Source organism: Streptomyces sp. NPDC046909 (genome assembly GCF_040644695.1).
In the GTDB taxonomy this organism is placed as follows: Bacteria; Actinomycetota; Actinomycetes; order Streptomycetales; family Streptomycetaceae; genus Streptomyces.
The window spans coordinates 103524-126549 of the sequence record NZ_JBEYXC010000020.1 but is presented as its reverse complement, the minus strand read 5'-3'; the positions used below and the strand labels follow the sequence as shown (position 1 = coordinate 126549).

Annotated in this window: 17 protein-coding genes; all 17 read left to right on the top strand. The window is 70.3% G+C overall.

The features are described from left to right. Positions 1-4: 4 nt before the first annotated feature. Positions 5-685 carry a rod shape-determining protein MreD gene (gene mreD / locus ABZ928_RS44905; RefSeq protein WP_361532924.1) on the top strand — a complete coding sequence of 227 codons (681 nt, stop codon included), beginning with the start codon at positions 5-7 and terminating at the stop codon, positions 683-685. A 158-nt stretch (positions 686-843) separates the two neighbouring features. Continuing rightward, on the top strand, positions 844-3096 hold the full coding sequence (mrdA, locus tag ABZ928_RS44900; RefSeq protein ID WP_361532921.1) for a penicillin-binding protein 2: 2253 nt from the start codon (positions 844-846) through the stop codon (positions 3094-3096). Then, positions 3093-4289 (top strand): rod shape-determining protein RodA, encoded by a 1197-nt coding sequence (gene rodA, locus ABZ928_RS44895; RefSeq protein ID WP_361532918.1) that lies wholly within the window; start codon positions 3093-3095, stop codon positions 4287-4289. Before mrdA ends, rodA begins: the two co-directional genes overlap by 4 nt. A gap of 21 nt (positions 4290-4310) precedes the next feature. Then, positions 4311-4919, top strand: coding sequence for a hypothetical protein (locus ABZ928_RS44890; RefSeq protein WP_361532915.1), 609 nt, complete (start codon positions 4311-4313; stop codon positions 4917-4919). Positions 4920-4993: 74 nt separating this feature from the next. Then, a complete protein-coding gene (locus ABZ928_RS44885; protein WP_361532912.1) occupies positions 4994-6499 on the top strand; it encodes a CYTH and CHAD domain-containing protein in 1506 nt (501 codons plus the stop codon). 81 nt (positions 6500-6580) lie between these two features. Next, positions 6581-8551, top strand: a complete 1971-nt coding sequence (locus ABZ928_RS44880; protein ID WP_361532909.1) for a TIGR03960 family B12-binding radical SAM protein — start codon at positions 6581-6583, stop codon at positions 8549-8551. Positions 8552-8692: 141 nt separating this feature from the next. Then, on the top strand, positions 8693-9682 hold the full coding sequence (locus ABZ928_RS44875) for a hypothetical protein (protein WP_361532906.1): 990 nt from the start codon (positions 8693-8695) through the stop codon (positions 9680-9682). 48 nt (positions 9683-9730) lie between these two features. Next, entirely contained in the window at positions 9731-10486 is a 756-nt protein-coding gene (locus ABZ928_RS44870) for a TIGR03936 family radical SAM-associated protein (protein ID WP_361532903.1), read from the top strand. Between the two features lie 260 nt (positions 10487-10746). Further along, positions 10747-14745 carry an Rne/Rng family ribonuclease gene (locus ABZ928_RS44865; protein WP_361532900.1) on the top strand — a complete coding sequence of 1333 codons (3999 nt, stop codon included), beginning with the start codon at positions 10747-10749 and terminating at the stop codon, positions 14743-14745. 267 nt (positions 14746-15012) lie between these two features. Beyond that, complete coding sequence (locus ABZ928_RS44860; RefSeq protein ID WP_361532897.1) at positions 15013-16080, top strand: glucose-1-phosphate thymidylyltransferase; 1068 nt, start codon at positions 15013-15015, stop codon at positions 16078-16080. Beyond that, positions 16077-17063, top strand: a complete 987-nt coding sequence (rfbB, locus tag ABZ928_RS44855) for a dTDP-glucose 4,6-dehydratase (RefSeq protein ID WP_361532894.1) — start codon at positions 16077-16079, stop codon at positions 17061-17063. Before ABZ928_RS44860 ends, rfbB begins: the two co-directional genes overlap by 4 nt. Positions 17064-17143: 80 nt before the next feature. Beyond that, complete coding sequence (gene rfbD, locus ABZ928_RS44850; protein ID WP_361532891.1) at positions 17144-18061, top strand: dTDP-4-dehydrorhamnose reductase; 918 nt, start codon at positions 17144-17146, stop codon at positions 18059-18061. After that, positions 18058-20058, top strand: a complete 2001-nt coding sequence (locus tag ABZ928_RS44845) for a glycosyltransferase (protein ID WP_361532888.1) — start codon at positions 18058-18060, stop codon at positions 20056-20058. Before rfbD ends, ABZ928_RS44845 begins: the two co-directional genes overlap by 4 nt. Positions 20059-20068: 10 nt before the next feature. Then, positions 20069-20662 carry a dTDP-4-dehydrorhamnose 3,5-epimerase gene (rfbC, locus tag ABZ928_RS44840; protein ID WP_361532885.1) on the top strand — a complete coding sequence of 198 codons (594 nt, stop codon included), beginning with the start codon at positions 20069-20071 and terminating at the stop codon, positions 20660-20662. A 179-nt stretch (positions 20663-20841) separates the two neighbouring features. Next, positions 20842-21162 (top strand): 50S ribosomal protein L21, encoded by a 321-nt coding sequence (gene rplU, locus ABZ928_RS44835; RefSeq protein ID WP_046259920.1) that lies wholly within the window; start codon positions 20842-20844, stop codon positions 21160-21162. A 14-nt stretch (positions 21163-21176) separates the two neighbouring features. Further along, positions 21177-21431, top strand: a complete 255-nt coding sequence (rpmA, locus tag ABZ928_RS44830) for a 50S ribosomal protein L27 (RefSeq protein WP_004950923.1) — start codon at positions 21177-21179, stop codon at positions 21429-21431. A 119-nt stretch (positions 21432-21550) separates the two neighbouring features. Beyond that, a complete protein-coding gene (obgE, locus tag ABZ928_RS44825; RefSeq protein ID WP_361532882.1) occupies positions 21551-22993 on the top strand; it encodes a GTPase ObgE in 1443 nt (480 codons plus the stop codon). Positions 22994-23026: the final 33 nt, after the last annotated feature.

Below are 23026 nucleotides of genomic sequence, written 5' to 3'. Positions count from 1 at the left end.
CCCCTTGCGCGTCAACCGGATCCTGCTCTCCACCTCCCTCGTCGTCGTCGCCCTGGTCCTCCAGGTCAGCGTCCTGTCCCGGCTTCATCTGCCGGGCGCCGTCCCCGACATCCTGCTGCTGACCGTCCTGGGCCTCGCCATGGTGTACGGCCATGTCGGCGGCGCCCTCGTCGGCTTCGGCGCCGGACTCCTCGCCGACCTCGCCCCGCCCGCCGACCACGCCGCCGGCCGCTACGCGCTGGTCCTGTGCGTCATCGGCTACCTCGCCGGGCTCGCCAAACCCGAGAACGGCAGACTCAAGTCCGCCACCGGCCCGATGCTCGTCGTGGTCGCCGCAGCCGTCGGCACGACCCTGCTGTACGCCGGTGTCGGCGCCCTCGTCGGCGACACCGCCGCCCGCCATGTCGGCCTCGGCAGCCTGCTGTTCACGGCCGCGCTGTACGACCTGCTGCTCGCGCCCTTCGTCGTCCCCGGCATCATGGCGCTCGCCCGCCGCGCCGAGAACGACCCCCTCGCGGAGACCAACACCTCCGCCAAGAAGGCCACCGACATCTCCTCCGGATGGCTGTCGTCCGGGACCGGGCTGAAGATCGGCGGCCAGCGGGGCGGACTCGGCTCCCTGAAGACCAAGGCACGGACCCGGACCGCGCGCGTCGGTCGCATCAAGGGGGTCAAGCGGCTGTGAGGGCGGGGCACGTGGCTGTGAGGCCGGGTCAAGGTGCTGTCGGGGCGCGCGAGTTCACTCGAACGTGTTTGCCGGGCCGGAACGTCGCCTCACAGGTCAGCCGTTCATCATTCGTACGCGCACATCGCACGGCGCACTGAGAGGGGGCGGCAGCCGCAGTGACCAACATCCCCGAGACCGGTCGGACTCCACGGGTCCAGATCAGGCTCATCGTGATCCAGATCCTCGTCCTGTCCCTCCTCGGCACCCTCGGCGGGCGCCTGTGGTACCTCCAGATCCGCGAGGGCGACGAGTACGCCAAGGAGGCGTCGGGCAACCACGTCCAGCAGGTCGTCGAACCCGCGGTGCGCGGCTCGATCCTGGACGCGCGGGGCGTGCCGATCGCGGACAACGAGACACGGCTCGTGGTCTCCGCCTCCCGCACCGACCTGCTGAAGATGAAGGACGACGGCAAGGCCGTCCTGACCAAGCTGGCCAAGGTCCTCGGCATGAAGCCCGAGGAGGTCATGCAGAAGGTCCGGCTGTGCGACGCCGAGACGCCCCAGCCCTGCTGGAACGGCTCGCCCTACCAGCCGATCCCCATCACCGACGAGGCCACCGCCAAGCAGGCCCTCCAGATCCGCGAGCGCGCCGAGGACTTCCCCGGCATCACCGCCGAGCCCGAGGCCGTGCGCCGCTACCCGAGCCCCGGCAAGGCCAACACCGCCCAGGTCCTCGGCTATCTCTCCCCGGTCACCGACGAGGAGATCACCAAGGCCCAGGACACCGACTCGCCCTATCTGCGCTCCGACCAGGTCGGCCGTTCAGGGCTTGAGCGCGAGTACGACAAGGAACTGCGCGGCAAGGCAGGCGTCACCCGCTACGAGGTCGACAACCTCGGCCGCGTCATCGGCCAGGCCGAGGCCGACGAGGCCCAGCCCGGCTCCAACCTCGTCACCAGCATCGACTCCCGCGTCCAGCGCGTCGCCGAGTACGAACTGAACGAGGCGATGAAGGAAGCCCGCAAGCAGTTCGACGACAACACCGGCGAGAACTACAAGGCCGACTCCGGCGCCGTCGTCGTCATGGAGGCCAAGACCGGCCGCATCGTCGCCATGGCCTCCAACCCGACCTACGACCCCAACACCTGGGTCGGCGGCATCTCGGCCAAGGACTACAAGAAGCTGACGGGCAAGGAGTCCAACTACCCGCTGCTCAACCGCGCCATTCAGGGCCAGTCGGCGCCCGGCTCCATCTTCAAGGTGGTCCCGACCGCGGCCGCCGTGAACGCCGGGTACTCCTTCGACGGCCCCTACGAGTGTTCCAGCTCGTACTCGATCGGCGGCCAGGTCTTCAAGAACTTCGAGTCCAAGGGATACGGCCCGATCAGCCTCGGCCGCGCCCTGGAGGTCTCCTGCGACACCGTCTTCTACCGCCTCTCCCACGAGGAGTGGAAGAAGGACGGCGGCCTCAAGCCGAAGAAGGACGCCAACAACTGGTTCTACAAGACCGCCCACCAGTTCGGCCTCGGCGCCACCACCGGCATCGACCTGCCCAACGAGGTCACCGGCCGCATCCCCGACCGCCAGTGGAAGCAGGCGTACTGGAAGGCCAACAAGGACGCCTGGTGCAAGTACGGCAAGAAGGGCGGCACCTACGCCGAGCAGATCGCCTACGAGAACTGCCTCGAAGGCAACCTGATGCGCGCCGGTGACTCCGTCAACTACTCCATCGGACAGGGCGACACCCTCGTCACCCCCATCCAGATGGCCACCATCTACGCGGCGATCTCCAACGGCGGCACCCTCTACAACCCCTCCGTCGGCAAGGCCATCGTCAGCGCCGACGGCCAGAGCGTCGACGAGATCGAGCCCAAGTCGCACGGCAAGCTGCCCATAAGCAAGAAGACGCTGGCCGAGATGGACGAGGCCCTCGCGGGCGTCGCCACCCGCGGTACCGCCGCCTGGCGGTTCGCCGACGTCGGCTGGCCGCAGGACAAGATCCCGATGCACGCCAAGACGGGTACGGCGGAGGTCTACGGCAAGCAGACGACGTCCTGGTTCGCCACGTACACCAAGGACTACGCGGTCGTCATGACGATCTCCCAGGGTGGTACGGGCTCCGGCGCCTCGGGTCCGGCCGTGCGCAACATCTACGACGCGCTGTACGGCGTCTCCGACGACGGCACGATCGACAAGAAGAACGCCCTGCTGCCCACTCCGCAGAAGAGCCTGCCGAAGGTCCGGACGGACGGCACCATCAAGTCCCCGAAGGTCGGCAAGGACCCGGCCAAGGAGCAGCGGGTCAGCCAGGAAGGCGCCCCCGAGCCGGACGAGACCCAGCTGGCGGCCACCGTCGAGAAGCCGGCGACAGGCAACCGCAACACCCGCAGGCGGCGGCGCCGAAGGGGAAGCCGGAGGATGTGCACATGACCGGCAACAGCTTCTCCGTCTCCGGCTACGGGCCCGAACGGGCGGGCTGGACACGGCTGTTCGCCCGCGACTCGCTCGCCCGCCGACTGGACTGGCCGATACTGTTCGCGGCCCTCGCCCTGTCGGGGCTCGGCTCGCTGCTGGTCTTCTCGGCCACCCGCAACCGCACCGAGATCAACCAGGGCGACCAGTACTACTTCCTGCTCCGCCACCTCATGAACACCGGCATCGGGTTCGCCCTGATGATCGGCGTCGTCTGGATCGGCCACCGCGCGCTGCGCACCGCCGTGCCGATCCTCTACGGCGCCTCGGTGTTCCTGATCCTGATGGTGCTCACCCCGCTCGGCTCCACCGTCAACGGCGCGCACTCCTGGATCGTGCTCGGCGGCGGCTTCTCCCTCCAGCCCTCGGAGTTCGTGAAGATCACGATCATCCTGGGCATGGCGATGCTGCTCGCGGCGAGGGTGGACGCCGGCGACAAGCCGTACCCGGACCACCGGACCGTGCTCCAGGCGCTGGGTCTGGCCGCCGTGCCGATGCTGGTCGTCATGCTGATGCCCGACCTCGGGTCGGTCATGGTCATGGTCATCATCGTGCTGGGGGTGCTGCTCGCCTCCGGCGCCTCCAACCGCTGGGTGTTCGGCCTGCTCGGCGCGGGGGCGATGGGCGCGATCGCGGTCTGGCAGCTCGGCGTCCTGGACGACTACCAGATCGCCCGCTTCGCCGCCTTCGCCAACCCGAGCCTCGACCCGGCCGGCGTCGGCTACAACACCAACCAGGCCCGGATCGCGATCGGTTCGGGCGGACTGACCGGCGCGGGCCTGTTCCACGGCTCGCAGACCACCGGCCAATTCGTGCCGGAACAGCAGACCGACTTCGTCTTCACGGTGGCGGGGGAGGAGCTGGGCTTCGTCGGCGCGGGCCTGATCATCGTGCTGCTCGGGGTCGTGCTGTGGCGGGCCTGCCGGATCGCCCGTGAGACGACCGAGCTGTACGGCACGATCGTGGCCGCCGGGATCGTGGCCTGGTTCGCCTTCCAGGCCTTCGAGAACATCGGCATGACCCTCGGGATCATGCCCGTCACCGGTCTGCCGCTGCCGTTCGTGTCGTACGGAGGGTCGTCGATGTTCGCCGTGTGGGTGGCGGTCGGGCTGTTGCAGTCGATCAGAGTGCAGCGGCCGATGTCGGCCTAGCGTCACCACAGGGGGGGTGGAATGTCGGACGAGTATGTCGCCGTGTGCCCGGTCGGCGAGGAACTGGTGAGCCGGATCCTTGCCTTGGCCGAGCTGGACCTGACCGACGCGGACGCCGTCGAGGCGGGGATGCGCGAGGCCGGCTGGCCGGACTGGTCGGAGGCGGTGCGGGGGCCGGCGTACGAGGAGACGCCCGATGTCCCCGAGGCCACCCATGTGACACCGCAGGGCCACTTCGTCACCGCCGACGGCGACGGCACGCTCTATCTGCCCTTCGCCTACCTCTACTCGGTCGACGGAGGCCTGCTCGACGAGGACATCTGGGGTGCCGTCCCCGGCTGGACCAGCCAGGAGGGCGCCTGGCGGCCGGAGTTCGACGCGCACCACGCCGGTGTCGTCCAGCGCTTCACCGACCGGCTCGGCCTGCCGGACCACGACATCCGGCAGCCCAAGTACGAGACCCGGTATGTGAGCTGGCGCCTTGAGCACAACGTCGTGATCGTCGGGCAGGGGCCCGAGCCGATGTCGTACCACCAGTTCGAGGACGCCCACATCCATCTCCTCTCCCGGACGGCGAAGGACGCGCCGTTCCCGGACAGCGAGGAGATGCGGGCGCTGCTCACCTCCTGATCTCCGGGGGTTTGCCCAGGATTCACGGTCGGTGCCCTCTGCCGTCCCGCCCCGACTGCGTCTAGATTCAGTTCATGGCGGACACAAAGCGCGAGATCGAGCGGAAGTACAGGTCCGACGAGAGCGGGTTGCCCGACCTGACCGGCGTCGCCGGGGTCGCGGCTGTCATCGACAAAGGTGTCGCACACCTGGACGCCACCTACTACGACACCCCCGACGAGCGCCTGGCCAGGGCCTCGATCACCCTGCGCCGCCGCACCGGCGGCTCCGACGCCGGCTGGCATCTGAAGTTCCCCGTCGCGCCCGGGGTGCGGGACGAGATCCAGGCGCCCCTCTCCGACACCGTCCCGCGCGTCCTGGCCGGCCTCGTGCGCTCACGCGTCCGTGACGCCGAGCTGGTCCCCGTGGTCCGGCTGCGCTCCGACCGGGACGTACGCCACCTCGTCGACGCCGAGGGCGCCCTCCTCGCCGAGGCCAGCGTCGACGCCGTGCACGCCGAACGGCTCGCCGGGGGCACCGCCGGCACCGTCCAGTGGACCGAGATCGAGGTCGAACTCGCCGACGGGGGCGACCCCGTCTTCCTGGACAAGGTGGAGAAACGGTTGCGCAAGGCGGGCGTACGGCCGTCCCTGTCGGCGTCGAAACTGGAGTGGGCGCTGGCGGAGACGGGCGGCCTGAAAGACCGGCGCAAGCCGCGCGGAAGGGCGCCGGAGACCGCGGGGGAACACGTCCTCGCCTATCTCCGCGCCCAGCGGGACGCGATCGTCGAACTCGACCCGGCCGTCCGGCGGGACGTGTACGACTCCGTGCACCGCATGCGGGTCGCCACCCGGCGGATGCGCAGCGCCTTCAAGTCGTACGGGAAGCTCCTGGACCGTGCCGTCACCGACCCGATCGGCGAGGAACTGAAGTGGCTCGCGGGCGAGCTGGGCGTGGACCGCGACCAGGAGGTCCTGACGGAACGTCTGACCGCCGCCCTCGACGAGCTGCCGCGCCCCCTCCTCGCGGGCCCCGTGCGCACCCGGCTGCGCACCTGGTCGCACGCCCGGAGCGGCGGATCGCGCCGCCGCCTCATCGCCGTACTGGACGGAAGGCGGTACCTGGAGCTGCTGGCCGCTCTGGACGCCCTGGTGGCCGAGCCGCCGTTGTTGAAGGCGGCCGGTGGGAGGCCGTCGAAGGTGATCCCCAAGGCCGTACGGAAGGACTTCGGGAAACTGACGGAGCTGGCGGAGCAGGCGGTGGAGCTGTCGCCGGGGTCCGACCGGGACCTCGCGATCCACGAGGCGCGCAAGAAGTGCAAGCGGACGCGGTACGCGGCGGAGGCGGCGTCCAAGGCGCTGGGGGAGCCCGCGATCGATCTCGTCCGGTCCATGAAGACGCTGCAAGGTCTGCTCGGCGATCACCAGGACAGCGTGATGACCCGCGAGGCGCTTCGGGAACTCGCAGGTCAGGCGCATGCGGCGGGGGAGAGCACGTTCACGTACGGGGTGCTGTACGGGCGTGAGGAGCGGCGGGCCGAGCTGGTCGAGCTGGATCTGCCGGTGACCTGGCCGTCGATCAAGAAGTCGATGGGGGTGTGATCGGCGGGACGGGGGTGGTCCGCGATCGCGTTACGCTAGATGGTCACCCCTGTCTGTCCAGCCCACCCGAAGGTTCGCGAGATGCCTGCCGAAGTCGCTGCGGTCGCCGAGTCCGTGTTCCCGCAGCTCGAAGCTCTGCTCCCGCATGTGCAGAAGCCGATCCAGTACGTCGGCGGAGAGCTCAACTCCACGGTCAAGCCGTGGGAGTCCTCCGACGTCCGCTGGGCGCTGATGTACCCCGACGCCTACGAGGTCGGGCTGCCCAACCAGGGCGTCATGATCCTCTACGAGGTCCTCAACGAGCAGGAGGGCGTCCTCGCCGAGCGCACGTACAGCGTGTGGCCGGACCTGGAGGCGCTGATGCGGGAGCACGGCGTCCCGCAGTTCACGGTGGACAGCCACCGCCCGGTGAAGGCCTTCGATGTCTTCGGCCTGTCGTTCTCGACGGAGCTGGGCTACACGAACATGCTCACCGCCCTGGACCTGGCGGGCATCCCGCTGGAGTCGAAGGACCGCGGCCTGGACGACCCGATCGTCCTGGCGGGCGGCCACGCGGCCTTCAACCCCGAGCCGATCGCTGACTTCATCGACGCGGCGATCATCGGCGACGGCGAGCAGGCCGTCCTCGACATGACGAAGATCATCCGTGACTGGAAGGCTGAGGGCCGGCCCGGCGGCCGCGAGGAGGTCCTCTTCCGCCTCGCGAAGACCGGCTCGGTGTACATCCCGGCGTTCTACGACGTGGAGTACCTGCCGGACGGCCGGATCGGCCGCGTGGTCCCCAACAAGTCGGGCGTCCCGTGGCGTGTGTCCAAGCACACGGTCATGGACCTGGACGAGTGGCCGTACCCCAAGCAGCCCCTCGTCCCGCTCGCCGAGACGGTCCATGAGCGCATGTCCGTGGAGATCTTCCGCGGCTGCACGCGCGGCTGCCGCTTCTGCCAGGCCGGCATGATCACCCGCCCGGTGCGCGAGCGCTCGATCACGGGCATCGGCGAGATGGTCGAGAAGGGCCTGAAGGCGACGGGCTTCGAGGAGGTAGGCCTCCTGTCCCTGTCGTCCGCGGACCACACGGAGATCGGCGACATCGCGAAGGGCCTCGCGGACCGGTACGAGGAGGACAAGATCGGCCTGTCCCTCCCCTCCACCCGCGTGGACGCCTTCAACGTGGACCTGGCGAACGAGCTGACCCGCAACGGCCGCAGGTCGGGTCTGACCTTCGCGCCGGAGGGCGGCTCGGAGCGCATGCGCAAGGTCATCAACAAGATGGTGTCGGAGGAGGACCTGATCCGCACCGTCTCGACCGCGTACGGCAACGGCTGGCGCCAGGTGAAGCTGTACTTCATGTGCGGCCTGCCCACCGAGACCGACGAGGACGTCCTCCAGATCGCCGACATGGCGATGAACGTGATCGCCGAGGGCCGCAAGGTCTCCGGCCAGAACGACATCCGCTGCACGGTCTCCATCGGCGGCTTCGTCCCGAAGCCCCACACCCCCTTCCAGTGGGCCCCGCAGCTCTCCGCCGAGGAGACGGACGCCCGCCTGGAGAAGCTCCGCGACAAGATCCGCGGCGACAAGAAGTACGGCCGCTCGATCGGCTTCCGCTACCACGACGGCAAGCCGGGCATCGTCGAAGGCCTGCTGTCGAGGGGCGACCGGCGGGTGGGCGCGGTCATCCGCGCCGTCTACGAGGACGGCGGCCGCTTCGACGGCTGGCGCGAGCACTTCTCCTACGACCGCTGGATGAGCTGCGCCGACAAGGCCCTCGCCGACTTCGGCGTCGACGTCGACTGGTACACCACCCGCGAGCGCTCCTACGAGGAGGTCCTTCCCTGGGACCACCTGGACTCCGGCCTCGACAAGGACTGGCTCTGGGAGGACTGGCAGGACGCCCTCGACGAGACGGAGGTCGACGACTGCCGGTGGACGCCTTGCTTTGACTGTGGCGTGTGCCCGGCCATGCAGACCGAAATTCAGGTCGGCCCGACGGGCAAGAAGCTGCTGCCGCTGACGGTGAAGCAGCCCGCGGGGGCCGGCGGGCACGTGCACTGAGGTGAGTTGAGTCGATGAGTCCCCGTTCCGGAGTTCCGGGGCGGGGACTCTGTCGTGTCCTGCCGCGCCGGAACCGAAGAGACGCCAAGTCGATATCCGGGGGCGGGATCCGATGGTCGTGGTGGGGGCGTCTACGTCGGTATGGACCTGGAGAAGCCGTCGGCGGTGCGGTCGTCGCAGGGGAGCCCTGAGGGGTGTCTCGCTGTGGCGATTCGTGTGCCTGTGCGGATTGTTGTGCTGGTGCTTGTGGTGCCTGTGCGGGTGGTGTGGGACGCGCTCGTCGTGGTGGGGCGGTTTTTGAACGACACCTTGTTGCGGCCGCTCGGGCGGGCTCTGGTGTGGGTCGGGCGGGCGGTGTTCGTGTGGCCGTTTGTGGGGCTGTGGCGGTATGTGGTGGTGCCGTTCGGCAAGGGGGTGGGGTGGCTGGGGAAGTACCTCGTTGTCTTGCCTGCGGTGTGGGTGTATCGGTATCTGCTGACTCCTGTCGGGCATGCGCTCGTCTGGGTCTACGCGCGCGTGCTCACGCCCATCGGGCATGGGGTGATGTGGCTGCTGCGGTGGGGTGTCGTCGTGCCTGTGGTGTGGGTGTACGAGTGGGTTCTCGCGCCCCTCGGGCGTGGGCTCCTCTGGGTGGTGCGGGGGATCGGGCTCTGTCTCTACTGGGTCGCGCGCGTGCTGTTCGTGCTGCCCGCCCTTGGGCTGTGGCGGTGGGTGCTCGTTCCCGTCGGGCGGGTGCTCGCCGTCGTCGGGCGGGAGGTGTGGGACGCGCTCGGGTATGCCTGGCGGATCGCCGGGCATGTCTCGCTGGCCGTGGGGCGGTTCCTCGGGGCGCTCTTCCGGTGGATCTTCGTGGAGCCGGTGCGCTGGGTGTATCGGTCCCTGTTCACGCCGGTGGGACACGTTGTACGGGATCTTGTGCTGCGGCCCGTCGCCGAGGTCGCGCGGGGGGTGGGGCGGGCCGCACGGCAGGCGCTCGCCTCGGCGCGGGAGTCCGTGCGGCAGGCGCGGGCCGACTTCCGGCGGATGGTGTTCGGGGAGCCCCGGGAGAGGGTTGCCGTGGACCGGCGGGAACCGTCGGGCCGTGAGACACGTACTCTTGGTAGCAGTACGACCGCACTCACGAAGGACTGAACGACACTGGGCAAGCGACAGCCCGAAGGCCCGCCGCCCGCACCCGCGGTGCAGCGCATCCGACTGCGCTACACCAAGCGCGGCCGCCTCCGGTTCACCAGCCACCGTGACTTCCAGCGCGCCTTCGAGCGTGCGCTGCGCCGTGCCGAGGTGCCGATGGCGTACTCGGCGGGGTTCACGCCGCATCCGAAGGTGTCGTACGCCAATGCCGCACCCACCGGCACGGGCAGTGAGGCGGAGTACCTGGAGATCGCGCTCACCGCGGCGCGTGATCCCGAGAAGCTGAGGATGCTGCTCGACGAGTCGATGCCCGCCGGGCTCGACATCGTCGACGCGGTCGAGGCCCGGACCTCCGGGCTCGCCGACCGGCTCACGGCTTCCGTCTGGGAGCTGCGACTCGACGGAGTGGGGGTGGAGGAGGCCGAGACGGCCGTCGCCGCCTTCAATGCCGCCGACGTCGTCGAGGTCCAGCGGAAGACCAAGAACGGCATCCGGACCTTTGACGCCCGCTCCGCGGTCGTACAACTCGATACGCACAGTCCACAGGCTGATAGGCCGACCGACCAGGCCTGTGCGATACTGCGGCTGGTTGTTCGGCACGTGACGCCTGCCGTTCGACCCGACGACGTCCTGTCCGGTCTCCGCGCCGTGGCCGACCTGGCGCCGCCGGTCCCCGCAGCGGTGACCAGGCTGGCGCAGGGGCTGTTCGATGAAGAGACCGGCACGGTGACCGACCCGCTCGCGCCCGACCGCGAGGCAGCTGAGGCCCCCACGGCCGCTGCCGCCGCGAAGGCGCCGGCGTAGGGAAGGTCCCGCGAAAGGACGGACGTCGTAGCGCCGCCCTCGTACTCGGGAGCCACCTGGGTCGGGCAGCGCACCGACCAGAAGACTTTCGCCAGGCCGTACCCAACAGGGTGTACGGAACCGGCGAGACAGGACACAGAGAGCTCCCGTGCGGCGCCCGCGCCCCGGACGGCGGCACCGCGCATCGCGCGAGCCGCGGACGTCACCGGCATCGCCGGACCAGGCGCGGCGCCCGGGAGCCTGACGGGAGAAACGCCCGCATGCTCGAGCCGACCGAACCCACCGAGGGTTCCGAACTCAACACACCCAGCGACACCCTGCCGCCTCGCCGGCGGCGCCGTGCCGCATCCCGGCCGGCGGGTTCGCCGGTCGCCGCCGCGACCGAGACGCCGGACGAGGTGACGCCGGCCATACCGGCCGAGGACCTCGTCGAAGAGCCGCTCGAAGAGCCGACGGTCGCCGAAGCCGAAGAGGTCGTCGAGGCGCCTGAGGCCGCGCCCGCCGGTCGTACGCGGCGTCGTGCCACCCGGCGTGCGTCCGCGCCCGCCGGTGCCCCCGCTGCCGCCGAGGTCGTCGCCGAGACGGCTGCGGCCGAGGTGACGGAGACCGCCGAGGCCCCTGAGGTCGCCCAGGCCGCTGAGGCTCCCGAGCCCGAGGCCGCCCCCGCTGCTCGTACGCGGCGTCGTGCCACCCGGCGTGCGTCCGCGCCCGTCGGCGCTCCCGCTGCCACTGAGGCCGCCGAGACCGTCGTACCGGCGGCTGCCGCCGAGGTGACGGAGACCGCCGAGACCCCTGAGGTCGCCGAGACCGCTGAGGCTCCTGAGGCCGCGCCCGCCGCCCGTACCCGGCGTCGTGCCACCCGGCGTGCCTCCGCGCCCGCCGGTGCCCCCGCTGCCGAGGCCGGTCAGGACACCGCCGCTCAGGCGGTGGCCGAGCCTGAGCCGACCGTCGTCGAAGAGGCTGTTGCCGAGGAAGAGGCCCCGCGCCGGGTCCGCCGTCGTGCCACGCGTCGGGTGTCCGCGCCCAGCGGGGCGCCCGAGAGCGTGGAGGCCCCGGTGAGTGCTGCCGAGGAGAACGAACCGACCGAGACCGTCGTGGAAGCGGAGCCGAAGGCCGCCGAAGCCGAAGAGGCTCCCGCCGAGGACGCTGGTCCGCGGCGTGCGCGGCGTCGTTCCGTGCGGCGCGCCGCCACCGGGTTCTCCGAGCCCGCCGCGCGGGCCGCCGCCGAGGAGGACGCCGAGGACGAGGGCTCGCGCCGGCCCGCGCGACCCGCCGTGGCCGTGTTCCAGGCGCCCGTGTTCACCGAGCCGCAGTTCCAGACGCCCCAGCGGGCCGCCGCCGAGGCTGCTGCCGCCGAGGCGGAGCCCGAGGAGCCGGAGGAGCCCGAGGCGTTCCAGGAGGAGCAGGCGCCGCGTCGTCGGCGTCGCCGCCGGGGTGCCGAGGAGCCCGTCGAGGCCCAGGTCGTCGAGGCCGTGGCCGAGGAGGAGACCGAGGACGCCGAGGAGGGCGCCGAGGACTCCGTCGAGGCCGAGGACACCGAGGAGGGCGGCTCGCGCCGCCGTCGTCGGCGTGGTGGCCGTCGCCGTCGTCGCGGTGAGTCCGCCGAGGCGGACGGCGAGGAGAGCGACGAGCTCGCCGCCGAGCAGGACGAGCGGGCCGATCAGGACGCCGCGGACACTGCCGAGCAGGGTGAGGAGGATGCCGAGGAGGACTCCGACGAGGGTGGTTCCTCGTCCTCCAGCAGCCGTCGCCGCCGGCGCCGTCGTCGTCGCGCCGGTGACTCCTCCGTCGACACCGAGCCCGGTGACGGTGACCCGGAGCGCACGGTCGTCAAGGTCCGTGAGCCCCGCCCGAAGGCCGAGCCGTCCGACGAGGTGCAGTCCATCAAGGGCTCCACGCGTCTCGAAGCGAAGAAGCAGCGGCGCCGGGAAGGCCGTGAGCAGGGCCGTCGCCGTGTTCCGATCATCACCGAGGCCGAGTTCCTCGCCCGCCGTGAGGCCGTCGAGCGTGTGATGGTCGTCCGGCAGAGCGGTGAGCGCACCCAGATCGGCGTCCTTGAGGACAACGTGCTCGTCGAGCACTACGTCAACAAGGAGCAGTCGACCTCGTACGTGGGCAACGTCTACCTGGGCAAGGTCCAGAACGTGCTGCCCTCGATGGAGGCCGCCTTCATCGACATCGGCAAGGGGCGCAACGCCGTCCTGTACGCCGGTGAGGTCAACTTCGAGGCGCTGGGCATGGCCAACGGGCCGCGGCGCATCGAGTCCGCCCTCAAGTCCGGGCAGTCCGTGCTCGTGCAGGTCACCAAGGACCCGATCGGGCACAAGGGCGCCCGCCTCACCAGCCAGGTCTCCCTCCCCGGCCGCTACCTCGTGTACGTGCCCGAGGGCTCGATGACCGGCATCAGCCGCAAGCTGCCCGACACCGAGCGGGCCCGGCTGAAGACCATCCTCAAGAAGATCGTCCCCGAGGACGCGGGCGTCATCGTCCGTACCGCCGCGGAGGGTGCTTCCGAGGACGAGCTGCGCCGTGATGTCGAGCGACTCCAGGCGCAGTGGGAGGACATCCAGAAGAAGGCCAAGAACGGCAACGCCCCGACGCTGCTGTACGGCGAGCCGGACATGACCGTCCGGGTCGTCCGGGACATCTTCAACGAGGACTTCACCAAGGTCGTCGTCAGCGGTGACGAGGCGTGGGAGACCATCCACGGATACGTCTCGCACGTCGCGCCGGACCTCGCCGACCGGCTGTCGAAGTGGACCTCCGAGGTCGACGTCTTCGCCACGTACCGGATCGACGAGCAGCTGTCGAAGGCGCTGGACCGCAAGGTCTGGCTGCCGAGCGGTGGTTCGCTGGTGATCGACCGGACCGAGGCGATGGTCGTCGTCGACGTCAACACCGGCAAGTTCACCGGTCAGGGCGGCAACCTGGAGGAGACGGTCACCAGGAACAACCTGGAGGCGGCCGAGGAGATCGTGCGTCAGCTGCGGCTGCGCGACCTCGGCGGCATCATCGTCATCGACTTCATCGACATGGTGCTGGAGTCCAACCGGGATCTGGTGCTGCGGCGTCTGCTTGAGTGCCTGGGCCGGGACCGGACCAAGCACCAGGTCGCCGAGGTCACCTCGCTGGGGCTCGTGCAGATGACCCGTAAGCGGGTCGGACAGGGGCTGCTTGAGTCCTTCTCCGAGACCTGCGTCCACTGCAACGGCCGCGGTGTCATCGTGCACATGGAGCAGCCGACCTCCGCCGGTGGCGGCGGCAAGCGCAAGAAGCGCGGGCGGGGCGGCATCGAGCACGTCCACGAGGCCGCGGTGGCCGCCGAGACCGCCGAGGCCCTCGAGAGCGCCGAGGTGGAGGAGGCGGAGACCGAGGCGGAGGTGGCCGCCGAGGTCGCCGAGCCGGTCGCGCTGGCCGAGCCCGTCTTCGAGCCCGACGAGGAGCTGTACAGCAGCGTCGCCGAGGCGGAGGCCGCGGTGGGCCGTGGCCGTTCCCGGCGGCGGGCGAGCCGGCGGGCTTCGGCCCCGGCCGGTGCGCCCCGGCGGGAGCGCGCCGAGCGGGCTGAGCGTGCCGAGCGGGCGGAGGCCGCCGAGCAGGCCGAGGCTCCCACCGCTCCCACCGCTCCCACCGCTCAGGACGTGACCGTCCAGGAAGAGGTAGAGCGTCCCGTGCGGGTCGAGTCGGCCGCGCAGGCGCAGGCCGAGCCGGTCGCCGTCGAGGACCCGGTCGTCGAGGACGCCGCGCCCAAGGGACGTACGCGTCGTCGTGCGACCCGGAAGGTGTCCGCGCCGGCGGGTTCGCCCGCGGGTGCCGAGGCGGCCGTCGTGACGGTCACCGAGGCCGCGCCGGTCGCGGCGGAGGCCCCCGCTCCGGCGGAGGCCCCGGCTGAGCAGCCCGAGGCGCCCGCCGAGAGCGCCGCCCCGGCCCGTCCGCGGCGCCGTGCCGTGCGCAAGGCCACCGCGCCGACCGCGTCCGAGGAGACGGCCGTCGTGGTGGTCCCGGCGACGGAGACGGCGACGGAGACCGCTGCTGAGGAGCCGGCCGCCGAGGAAGCCGCTCCGGCCAAGAAGACGGCCCGTAAGACGGCGAAGAAGGCGACGGCCAAGAAGGCCGCCACCAAGAAGACCGCGGCGGCCAAGAAGACGGCCGCCAAGAAGGTCACGGCGAAGAAGGCCGCCACCAAGAAGACGGCGGCCAAGAAGACCGCGGCGGCGGAGCAGACGCTGTCCTCGGTCACCGCCTCCGCCGACGAGAGCTGACACTTCTCAGCGTTCTGTAAGCGCTCTGTACAGGCTCTGTACAGGCTCTGTGAGCGAACCGCCCCCGGTCTTCGGGGGCGGTTCGCTTTTTTTGGGATCGCCTGCACAACCACTTGGTGTCTTGGGTCGTCATTACGTGTGTCGAAAGCGCGAACGACAAGTGAATCGCCATTCGGCGCCTTCGGTATGATGTGAACTGAGTTAGGTCAAAAAACAGGACAGTTGGGGTTTCGTCCCCATATAAGCAAAGTATTGGGGCGCAAACAGGTGAAGGCACTCGTGCTCTCCGGAGGAGCGGGCACCCGCCTCCGCCCGATCACCCACACCTCGGCCAAGCAGCTGGTACCCGTCGCGAACAAGCCCGTGCTCTTCTACGGCCTTGAGGCGATCGCCGAGGCCGGGATCACCGAGGTCGGGATCGTCGTCGGCGACACCGCGGACGAGATCCGCGAGGCGGTGGGCGACGGCTCGCAGTTCGGGATCGAGGTCACCTACATCCCGCAGGACGCGCCGCGGGGCCTCGCCCACGCCGTGCTGATCGCCCGGGAGTTCCTCGGCGAGGACGACTTCGTGATGTACCTCGGCGACAACTTCATCGTCGGCGGCATCACCGGTCTGGTGAAGGAGTTCCAGGCCGAACGGCCCGAGGCGCAGATCCTGTTGACCAAGGTCCCCAACCCCACCTCCTTCGGTGTCGCCGAACTCGACGCCGACGGCCGGGTGGTGGGCCTGGAGGAGAAGCCGAAGCAGCCCAAGAGCGACCTGGCGCTGGTCGGTGTCTACCTGTTCACCCCGGCCATACACGAGGCGGTCCGCTCCATCGAGCCCTCCTGGCGCGGGGAGCTGGAGATCACGCACGCCATCCAGTGGCTGATCGACGACAAGCGCGACGTCCGCTCCACCACCATCTCCGGCTACTGGAAGGACACCGGCAACGTCGTCGACATGCTGGAGGTCAACCGGTCCGTCCTGGAGACCCTGGAGCCGCACACCGCGGGCACGGTCGACGAGGCCAGCGAGATCATCGGCCGGGTGCGCATCGAGGCGGGCGCACGGGTGAGTGGCAGCCGGATCGTCGGCCCTGCCATCATCGGTGCCGGCACGGTCGTCAACGACGCGTACATCGGTCCCTTCACCTCCGTCTCGGAGGACTGCCGGATCGAGGACAGCGAAATCGAGTACTCCATCGTGCTGCGCGGTTCCTCCGTGACCGGGGTGCGCCGCGTGGAGTCCTCGCTCATCGGACGTGACGTCGAGGTCACGCCCGCTCCCCGTAACCCCAAGGCCCACCGGCTCGTGCTCGGTGATCACAGCAAGGTGCAGATCTCCTCATGACCACCCGCATCCTGGTGACCGGCGGCGCCGGTTTCATCGGTTCGCACTACGTCCGTACCGTGCTCGGCCCCGAGGGCCCCGGTGACATCTCGGTCACCGTCCTCGACAAGCTGACCTACGCGGGCAACCCGGCCAACCTCGACGAGGTGCGCGAGCACCCCGGGTTCGCCTTCGTGCAGGGCGACATCTGCGACCCCGAGCTGGTCGGCAAGCTGATGGCCGAGCACGACCAGGTGGTGCACTTCGCCGCCGAGTCGCATGTGGACCGCTCCATCGACGGCGGCGCCGAGTTCGTCCGTACGAACGTCGTGGGCACCCACACCCTCATCGACGCGGCCCACCGCGCGGGCATCAAGACCTTCGTGCACATCTCCACCGACGAGGTCTACGGCTCGATCGACGAGGGCTCCTGGCCCGAGACGCACCCGCTGGAGCCCAACTCGCCGTATTCCTCCGCGAAGGCCTCCAGCGACCTGATCGCGCTGTCGTACCACCGCACCCACGGCCTGGACGTGCGTGTGACCCGCTGCTCGAACAACTACGGGCACCACCACTTCCCCGAGAAGGTCATCCCGCTCTTCGTGACCAACCTCCTCGACGGCAAGAAGGTCCCGCTGTACGGGGACGGCGGCAACGTCCGTGACTGGCTGCACATCGACGACCACGTCCAGGGCATCGAGCTCGTGCGCACCAAGGGCCGGGCCGGCGAGGTCTACAACATCGGCGGCGGCACCGAGCTCTCCAACAAGGAGCTCACCGGTCTGCTGCTCGCGGCCTGCGGCGCCGACTGGGAGACCAGCGTCGAGTACGTCGAGGACCGCAAGGGCCACGACCGCCGCTACTCGGTGGACTGCACGAAGATTCGCGAGGAACTCGGTTACGAGCCCCGCAAGAGCTTCGAGCAGGGCCTGGCGGAGACGGTCCAGTGGTACCGCGACAACCGTGCCTGGTGGGAGCCGCTGAAGGAGCGCGCGGCGCTCTGACGCGCCACCGGTCCGAACGGGCCCGGGTCCGCCCCGGGCCCGTTCAGGCGTACCCAGCCTCCCCGACAAAAAGAAGAGACATGAATCCGACACAGGAACAGGCAAGCGCCCCCTCCGGCTGGCTGGTCACCGGAGCGGGCGGCATGCTCGGCCAGGACGTGCGGGAGCGCCTGGCCGCCGCGGGCGAGAAGTTCACCGCGCTGGACCGCACCGCGCTGGACCTCACCGACCCCGACGCCGTACAGCGGGCGCTGGAGCTGCACCGGCCCGCCGTGGTCGTCAACTGCGCGGCCTGGACCGCCGTGGACGACGCCGAGACCCGTGAGGCCGAGGCGCTCGCGATCAACGGCGACGGACCGGCCCACCTCGCCGCCGCCTGCGCCCGCACCGGCGCCGTCCTGCTCCACGTCTCCACCGACTACGTCTTCGCGGGCGACGCCACCACCCCGTACGCCGAGGACGCCCCCACCGCCCCGCGCAGCGCCTACGGCCGCACCAAGCTGGCCGGCGAGCGCGCCGTGCTCGCGACCGAGCGCGGTTACGTCGTGCGGACCGCCTGGCTGTACGGCACCGGCGGCCCCAACTTCGTCCGTACGATGATCAAGCTCGCGGGCATCAAGGACACCCTGGACGTCGTCGACGACCAGCGCGGCCAGCCCACCTGGAGCGCCGACCTGGCCGGGCTGCTGGTCGAGCTGGGCCGCGGCGCCCTCGCCGGCACCGCACCGGCCGGCGTCTACCACGGCACCAGTACCGGCGAGACGACCTGGTACGGCTTCACCCGGGAGATCTTCCGGCTGCTCGGCACCGACCCGGACCGGGTCCGCCCCACCACCAGCGAGGCGTTCGTCCGCCCCGCCCCCCGCCCGGCGTACAGCGTGCTCGGTCACGAGCGCTTCGCCGCGGCCGGCATCGAGCCGCTGCGCGACTGGCGCGCGGCGCTCACCGAGGCGTTCCCGGAGATCCTCCGGGTCCACGAGAAGGAGAACTCGGCGTGACAGTCAAGGTCAGCGTCGTCATCGCGGTCTACAACCCGGGCAAGTACGTCGAGGACTGCATCCAGGGACTGCTCCGCCAGAGCCTGACCCCCGACGAGTTCGAGGTCTTCTTCGTCAACGACGGCTCCACCGACGAGACCCCGGCCCGGCTGGACCGGCTCGCGGCCGAGCACCCGCACATCCACGTCATCCACCAGGACGCCTCCGGCTGGTCCGGCCGCCCCCGCAACACCGGCATCGACGCCGCGCGGGGCGAGTACGTCATGTTCGCCGACCACGACGACTGGCTGGGCGACGAGGCCCTGGAGCGGATGTACGAGTACGGCAAGGCCAACGAGGCCGACGTCGTCATCGGCAAGATGGCCGGCATCGGCCGCCCGGTCCCGCAGGAGCTGTTCCGGGTCAACCGGCCGCGCGTCTCGGTGGCGAACGCCCCGCTGATGGACAGCCTCACCCCGCACAAGATGTTCCGCCGGGAGTTCCTCGCCGAGCACAACATGCGCTTCAAGGAGGGCCGGCGCCGCCTTGAGGACCATGTCTTCGTCGTCGAGGCCTACCTGCGCGCGAAGAGCGTCGCCGTCCTCAGCGACTACCTGTGCTACTACCACATCACCCGCGACGACGGCTCCAACGCGGGCTTCCAGCGCTTCGACCCGGTCGGCTACTTCAACAACCTCCGCGAGGCCCTCGACATCGTCGAGGAGCTCACCGAGCCGGGCGCGCTGCGGGACAGGATCTTCAGCCGCTGGCTGCGCAACGAGATGGTCGAGCGGCTGCGCGGCAAGCGACTGCTCAAGCTCCCCGAGGACTACGCCGAGGAGCTCTACCGCGAGATCCGCGGGGTCGTCACCGAGCGCTTCGGCCCCGGTGTCACCGCCAACATCGCCCCCGTCCAGCAGGTGGTGGCGGGCCTCATCCACGCCGACCTCTACGAGGACATCCGGGCCCTCGCCGAGTGGGAGGCCGCGATCAGGCCGACCGGCACGCTGGACTCCCTGACCTGGGAGGACGGCGGCCTGAACATCGGCTTCACCTCCGAGTACCAGGTCGACGACGCCCCGATGACCTTCCGGAAGGACGGCGAGCGCGACCTGCTCGGGCTGCCGCTCTCCGACAAGGCGCTCCTGGCGCTGACCGAGCAGGACATCGCCCTGGACGCCCCGGTCGGCGCCAGCGACGTGGACCTGGTCGTCCGGCACCGCGAGGACGCCCGGCAGTACTACCTGCCCGTCACCTCCGAACTGCACCGCGTGGACGCCGGCGACGGCTCCTTCCGGCTGCGGATCACCGCGAACTCCGTGCTCGACCCGGAGACCGCGGCCGGCGGCGAGCCGCTGACCCGGGGCCTGTGGGATCTGCACCTGCGCATCAAGTCCTGCGGCTGGAGCAAGGAGACCCGGCTCGGCGCGGTGCGCGGCGAGGACGTGGAGGCCGGGCGCCTTGCCGCGCTCACCGGCGAGCCGCGACGCATGGTCCTGCCGTACTTCACGGACGGGCCCGGCAATCTCTCCCTCGACGTCGACCAGCACACCAACAAGCTGGAGCGCGAGGCCGTGACGCTGATGGACCCGGCCGCGGCCGAGGTCGACGGCTCCACCGTCCGGCTCCCGCTGGCCCTCGCGGTGGACGCGGGGGAGCCCGTCCAGCTGCGCTTCGAGCGCAAGAACGTCGGCAAGTTCCCCGCCGACGCCGTCGCGGACGGCCGTACGGTCACCGCCGAGCTGCCGGTCGAGGAGCTCACCGGGAAGCGCTGGGCGGTGCGGATCGGGGTGCCGTCGGCCGACCGGGGCGAGGCAAAATGGACCCGGCTCCCCGTCGACGTGGTGGTGGACGCCGAGGGCCGGGCCAAGGTCATCGACCGGCACACCCCGCCGGCCAACGCCGCGCCGAAGCCGAAGCCCGCTCCGAAGAAGAAGCCCGCCCCGCCGCGTCCGCTGTGGCGCCGGGCGGCCGGGCGTCTCAAGCGCGCCCTGACGAACCAGCAGAAGAAGAGCTGAGGACCCTTTGATGCGACCTCTTTCCCTCGACGGCGCCTGGGTGCACGAGCCGAAGGTCTTCCCCGACGGCCGGGGCAGCTTCCACGAGTGGTTCAAGGCCCCCCTCTTCACCGAGGCGGTCGGCCACCCGCTGAACCTCGCCCAGGCCAACATGTCGGTCTCCAGCCGGGGCACCCTGCGCGGCATCCACTTCGCGGACGTGCCGCCCAGCCAGGCCAAGTACGTCAAGTGCGTGCGCGGCGCGGTCCTCGACGTGATCGTGGACATCCGGGTGGGCTCGCCGACCTTCGGCCAGTGGGAGATCGTCCGCCTGGACGACCAGGACCACCACGCCGTCTACCTCTCCGAGGGCCTCGGCCACGGGTTCATGGCGCTCACCGACGACGCGACCGTGGTCTACCTGTGCTCCGAGGGGTACGCCCCCGAGCGCGAGCACGGCATCCACCCGCTGGACCCGGAGCTCGGCATCGAGTGGCCCGCCGACCTCGCCCCGCTGCTCTCCGCCAAGGACGAGCAGGCCCCCACCCTGGCCGAGGCCCGGGAACAGGGCCTGCTGCCGGCCTACGAGGACTGCGTGGCCTACCGGGCGAGCCTCGGGCGCTGAGCCCAGTTTGACCGGGCCTGTGGAGGCCCGTAACCTTGACCGTCGGCGTGTCGACTGGCGCGCCACATCCCCGTAAACCTTTCTTCCTCCGGAACACCAGGTGTTCCGGAGAGGCCGTCCGCGTGTCGGGCGGCTGGACTGCGGGGGTGCCGTTCCCCGAGCGAGAGAGTGAGATCCGCGTGTACGCCATCGTGCGCAGCGGTGGTCGCCAGCACAAGGTTGCTGTCGGCGACATCGTTGAGGTTGACAAGATTTCCACTGCCAAGGTTGGCGACACGGTCGAGCTCTCGACCCTGCTCGTTGTCGACGGCGAGTCCGTGACCAGCGACCCGTGGGTTCTGGCCGGTATCAAGGTTCAGGCCGAGGTCGTGGACCACCACAAGGGCGTCAAGATCGACATCCTTCGCTACAAGAACAAGACCGGCTACCGCCGTCGTCAGGGCCACCGCCAGCAGTACACGGCGATCAAGGTCACTGAGATCCCCGCGGCTGCGAAGTAAGGGACTGAGGAGAGATGGCACACAAGAAGGGCGCATCGTCCACCCGTAACGGTCGTGACTCCAACGCTCAGCGCCTCGGCGTGAAGCGCTTCGGTGGTCAGGTCGTGAGCGCGGGCGAGATCCTGGTCCGTCAGCGCGGCACCCACTTCCACCCCGGCGCGGGCGTCGGCCGTGGCGGCGACGACACGCTGTTCGCGCTGAACGCCGGTGCGGTGCAGTTCGGCACGCACCGTGGCCGCAAGGTCGTGAACATCGTTCCGGTCGCCTGAATCAGGCACTGATCGGAAGCTTTGCGCGAGGCGGACCTCACTTCCCTTGTGGGAAGGCGGGTCCGCCTTTCGCGTGTTAGTACAAGAGACAGTCCCGTACGTATCTGGAGGCACCCCCCATGACCACCTTCGTGGACCGCGTCGAACTGAATGTCGCCGCGGGTAACGGAGGTCACGGCTGTGCCTCCGTCCACCGGGAGAAGTTCAAGCCGCTCGGCGGCCCCGACGGCGGCAACGGCGGACGGGGCGGCGACGTCATCCTGACCGTCGACCAGTCGGTGACGACCCTCCTGGAGTACCACCACTCCCCGCACCGCAAGGCCACCAACGGCAAGCCCGGTGAGGGCGGCAACCGTTCCGGCAAGGACGGCCAGGACCTGGTCCTGCTGGTTCCGGACGGCACCGTCGTCCAGGACAAGGCGGGCAATGTCCTCGCCGACCTGGTCGGCCACGGCACCTCCTACGTCGCCGCCCAGGGCGGCCGCGGCGGCCTCGGCAACGCGGCGCTGGCGTCCGCGCGGCGCAAGGCGCCCGGTTTCGCGCTGCTCGGGGTGCCCGGGGACGTCCAGGACATCGTCCTGGAGCTGAAGACCGTCGCCGATGTCGCGCTGGTCGGCTACCCGAGCGCGGGCAAGTCCTCGCTGATCTCGGTGCTGAGCGCGGCCAAGCCGAAGATCGCCGACTACCCCTTCACCACCCTGGTCCCGAACCTCGGCGTGGTGACCGCCGGCTCGACCGTCTACACCATCGCCGACGTCCCGGGCCTGATCCCGGGCGCCAGCCAGGGCAAGGGCCTCGGCCTGGAGTTCCTGCGGCACGTGGAGCGGTGCAGCGTGCTGGTGCACGTCCTGGACACGGCGACCCTGGAGTCCGAGCGCGACCCGATCTCCGACCTCGACATCATCGAGGAGGAGCTGCGGCAGTACGGCGGCCTCGACAACCGCCCCCGTCTGGTCGTCCTGAACAAGATCGACGTCCCGGACGGCAAGGACCTCGCCGAGATGGTCCGCCCCGACCTGGAGGAGCGCGGCTACCGCGTCTTCGAGGTGTCCGCGGTGGCGCACATGGGGCTCAAGGAACTGTCGTTCGCGCTGGCCGACCTGGTCGCGAAGTCGCGTGCCGCCAAGCCGAAGGAGGAGGCGACGCGGATCGTCATCCGGCCCAAGGCCGTGGACGACGCGGGCTTCACCGTGGTGCGCGAGGACGACGGGCTGTTCCGGGTGCGCGGCGAGAAGCCGGAGCGCTGGGTGCGGCAGACCGACTTCAACAACGACGAGGCCGTCGGCTATCTCGCCGACCGCCTCAACCGCCTCGGTGTCGAGGAGCAGTTGATGAAGGCGGGCGCCCGCTCCGGTGACGGCGTCGCCATCGGCCCCGAGGACAACGCGGTCGTCTTCGACTGGGAGCCGACCGTGATGGCCGGCGCCGAGATGCTCGGCCGCCGTGGCGAGGACCACCGCTTCGAGGCACCGCGTCCGGCGGCACAGCGGCGCCGCGACAAGGAGGCCGAACGGGACGAGGCCTCGCGGGAGTTCGACGACTTCGAGCCGTTCGAGCATTAACCCCGGGAAAACCAGCGGCATACGGCGGGGCAA

Bases quoted from the DNA above. Each gene is read 5' to 3' on its own strand.
- rodA (WP_361532918.1), top strand. From the start codon at position 3,093: ATGACCGGCAACAGCTTCTCCGTCTCCGGCTACGGGCCCGAACGGGCG.
- ABZ928_RS44890 (WP_361532915.1), top strand. From the start codon at position 4,311: ATGTCGGACGAGTATGTCGCCGTGTGCCCGGTCGGCGAGGAACTGGTG.
- ABZ928_RS44885 (WP_361532912.1), top strand. From the start codon at position 4,994: ATGGCGGACACAAAGCGCGAGATCGAGCGGAAGTACAGGTCCGACGAG.
- ABZ928_RS44880 (WP_361532909.1), top strand. From the start codon at position 6,581: ATGCCTGCCGAAGTCGCTGCGGTCGCCGAGTCCGTGTTCCCGCAGCTC.
- ABZ928_RS44875 (WP_361532906.1), top strand. From the start codon at position 8,693: ATGGACCTGGAGAAGCCGTCGGCGGTGCGGTCGTCGCAGGGGAGCCCT.
- ABZ928_RS44865 (WP_361532900.1), top strand. From the start codon at position 10,747: ATGCTCGAGCCGACCGAACCCACCGAGGGTTCCGAACTCAACACACCC.
- rfbB (WP_361532894.1), top strand. From the start codon at position 16,077: ATGACCACCCGCATCCTGGTGACCGGCGGCGCCGGTTTCATCGGTTCG.
- rfbD (WP_361532891.1), top strand. From the start codon at position 17,144: ATGAATCCGACACAGGAACAGGCAAGCGCCCCCTCCGGCTGGCTGGTC.
- rfbC (WP_361532885.1), top strand. From the start codon at position 20,069: ATGCGACCTCTTTCCCTCGACGGCGCCTGGGTGCACGAGCCGAAGGTC.
- rpmA (WP_004950923.1), top strand. From the start codon at position 21,177: ATGGCACACAAGAAGGGCGCATCGTCCACCCGTAACGGTCGTGACTCC.
- obgE (WP_361532882.1), top strand. From the start codon at position 21,551: ATGACCACCTTCGTGGACCGCGTCGAACTGAATGTCGCCGCGGGTAAC.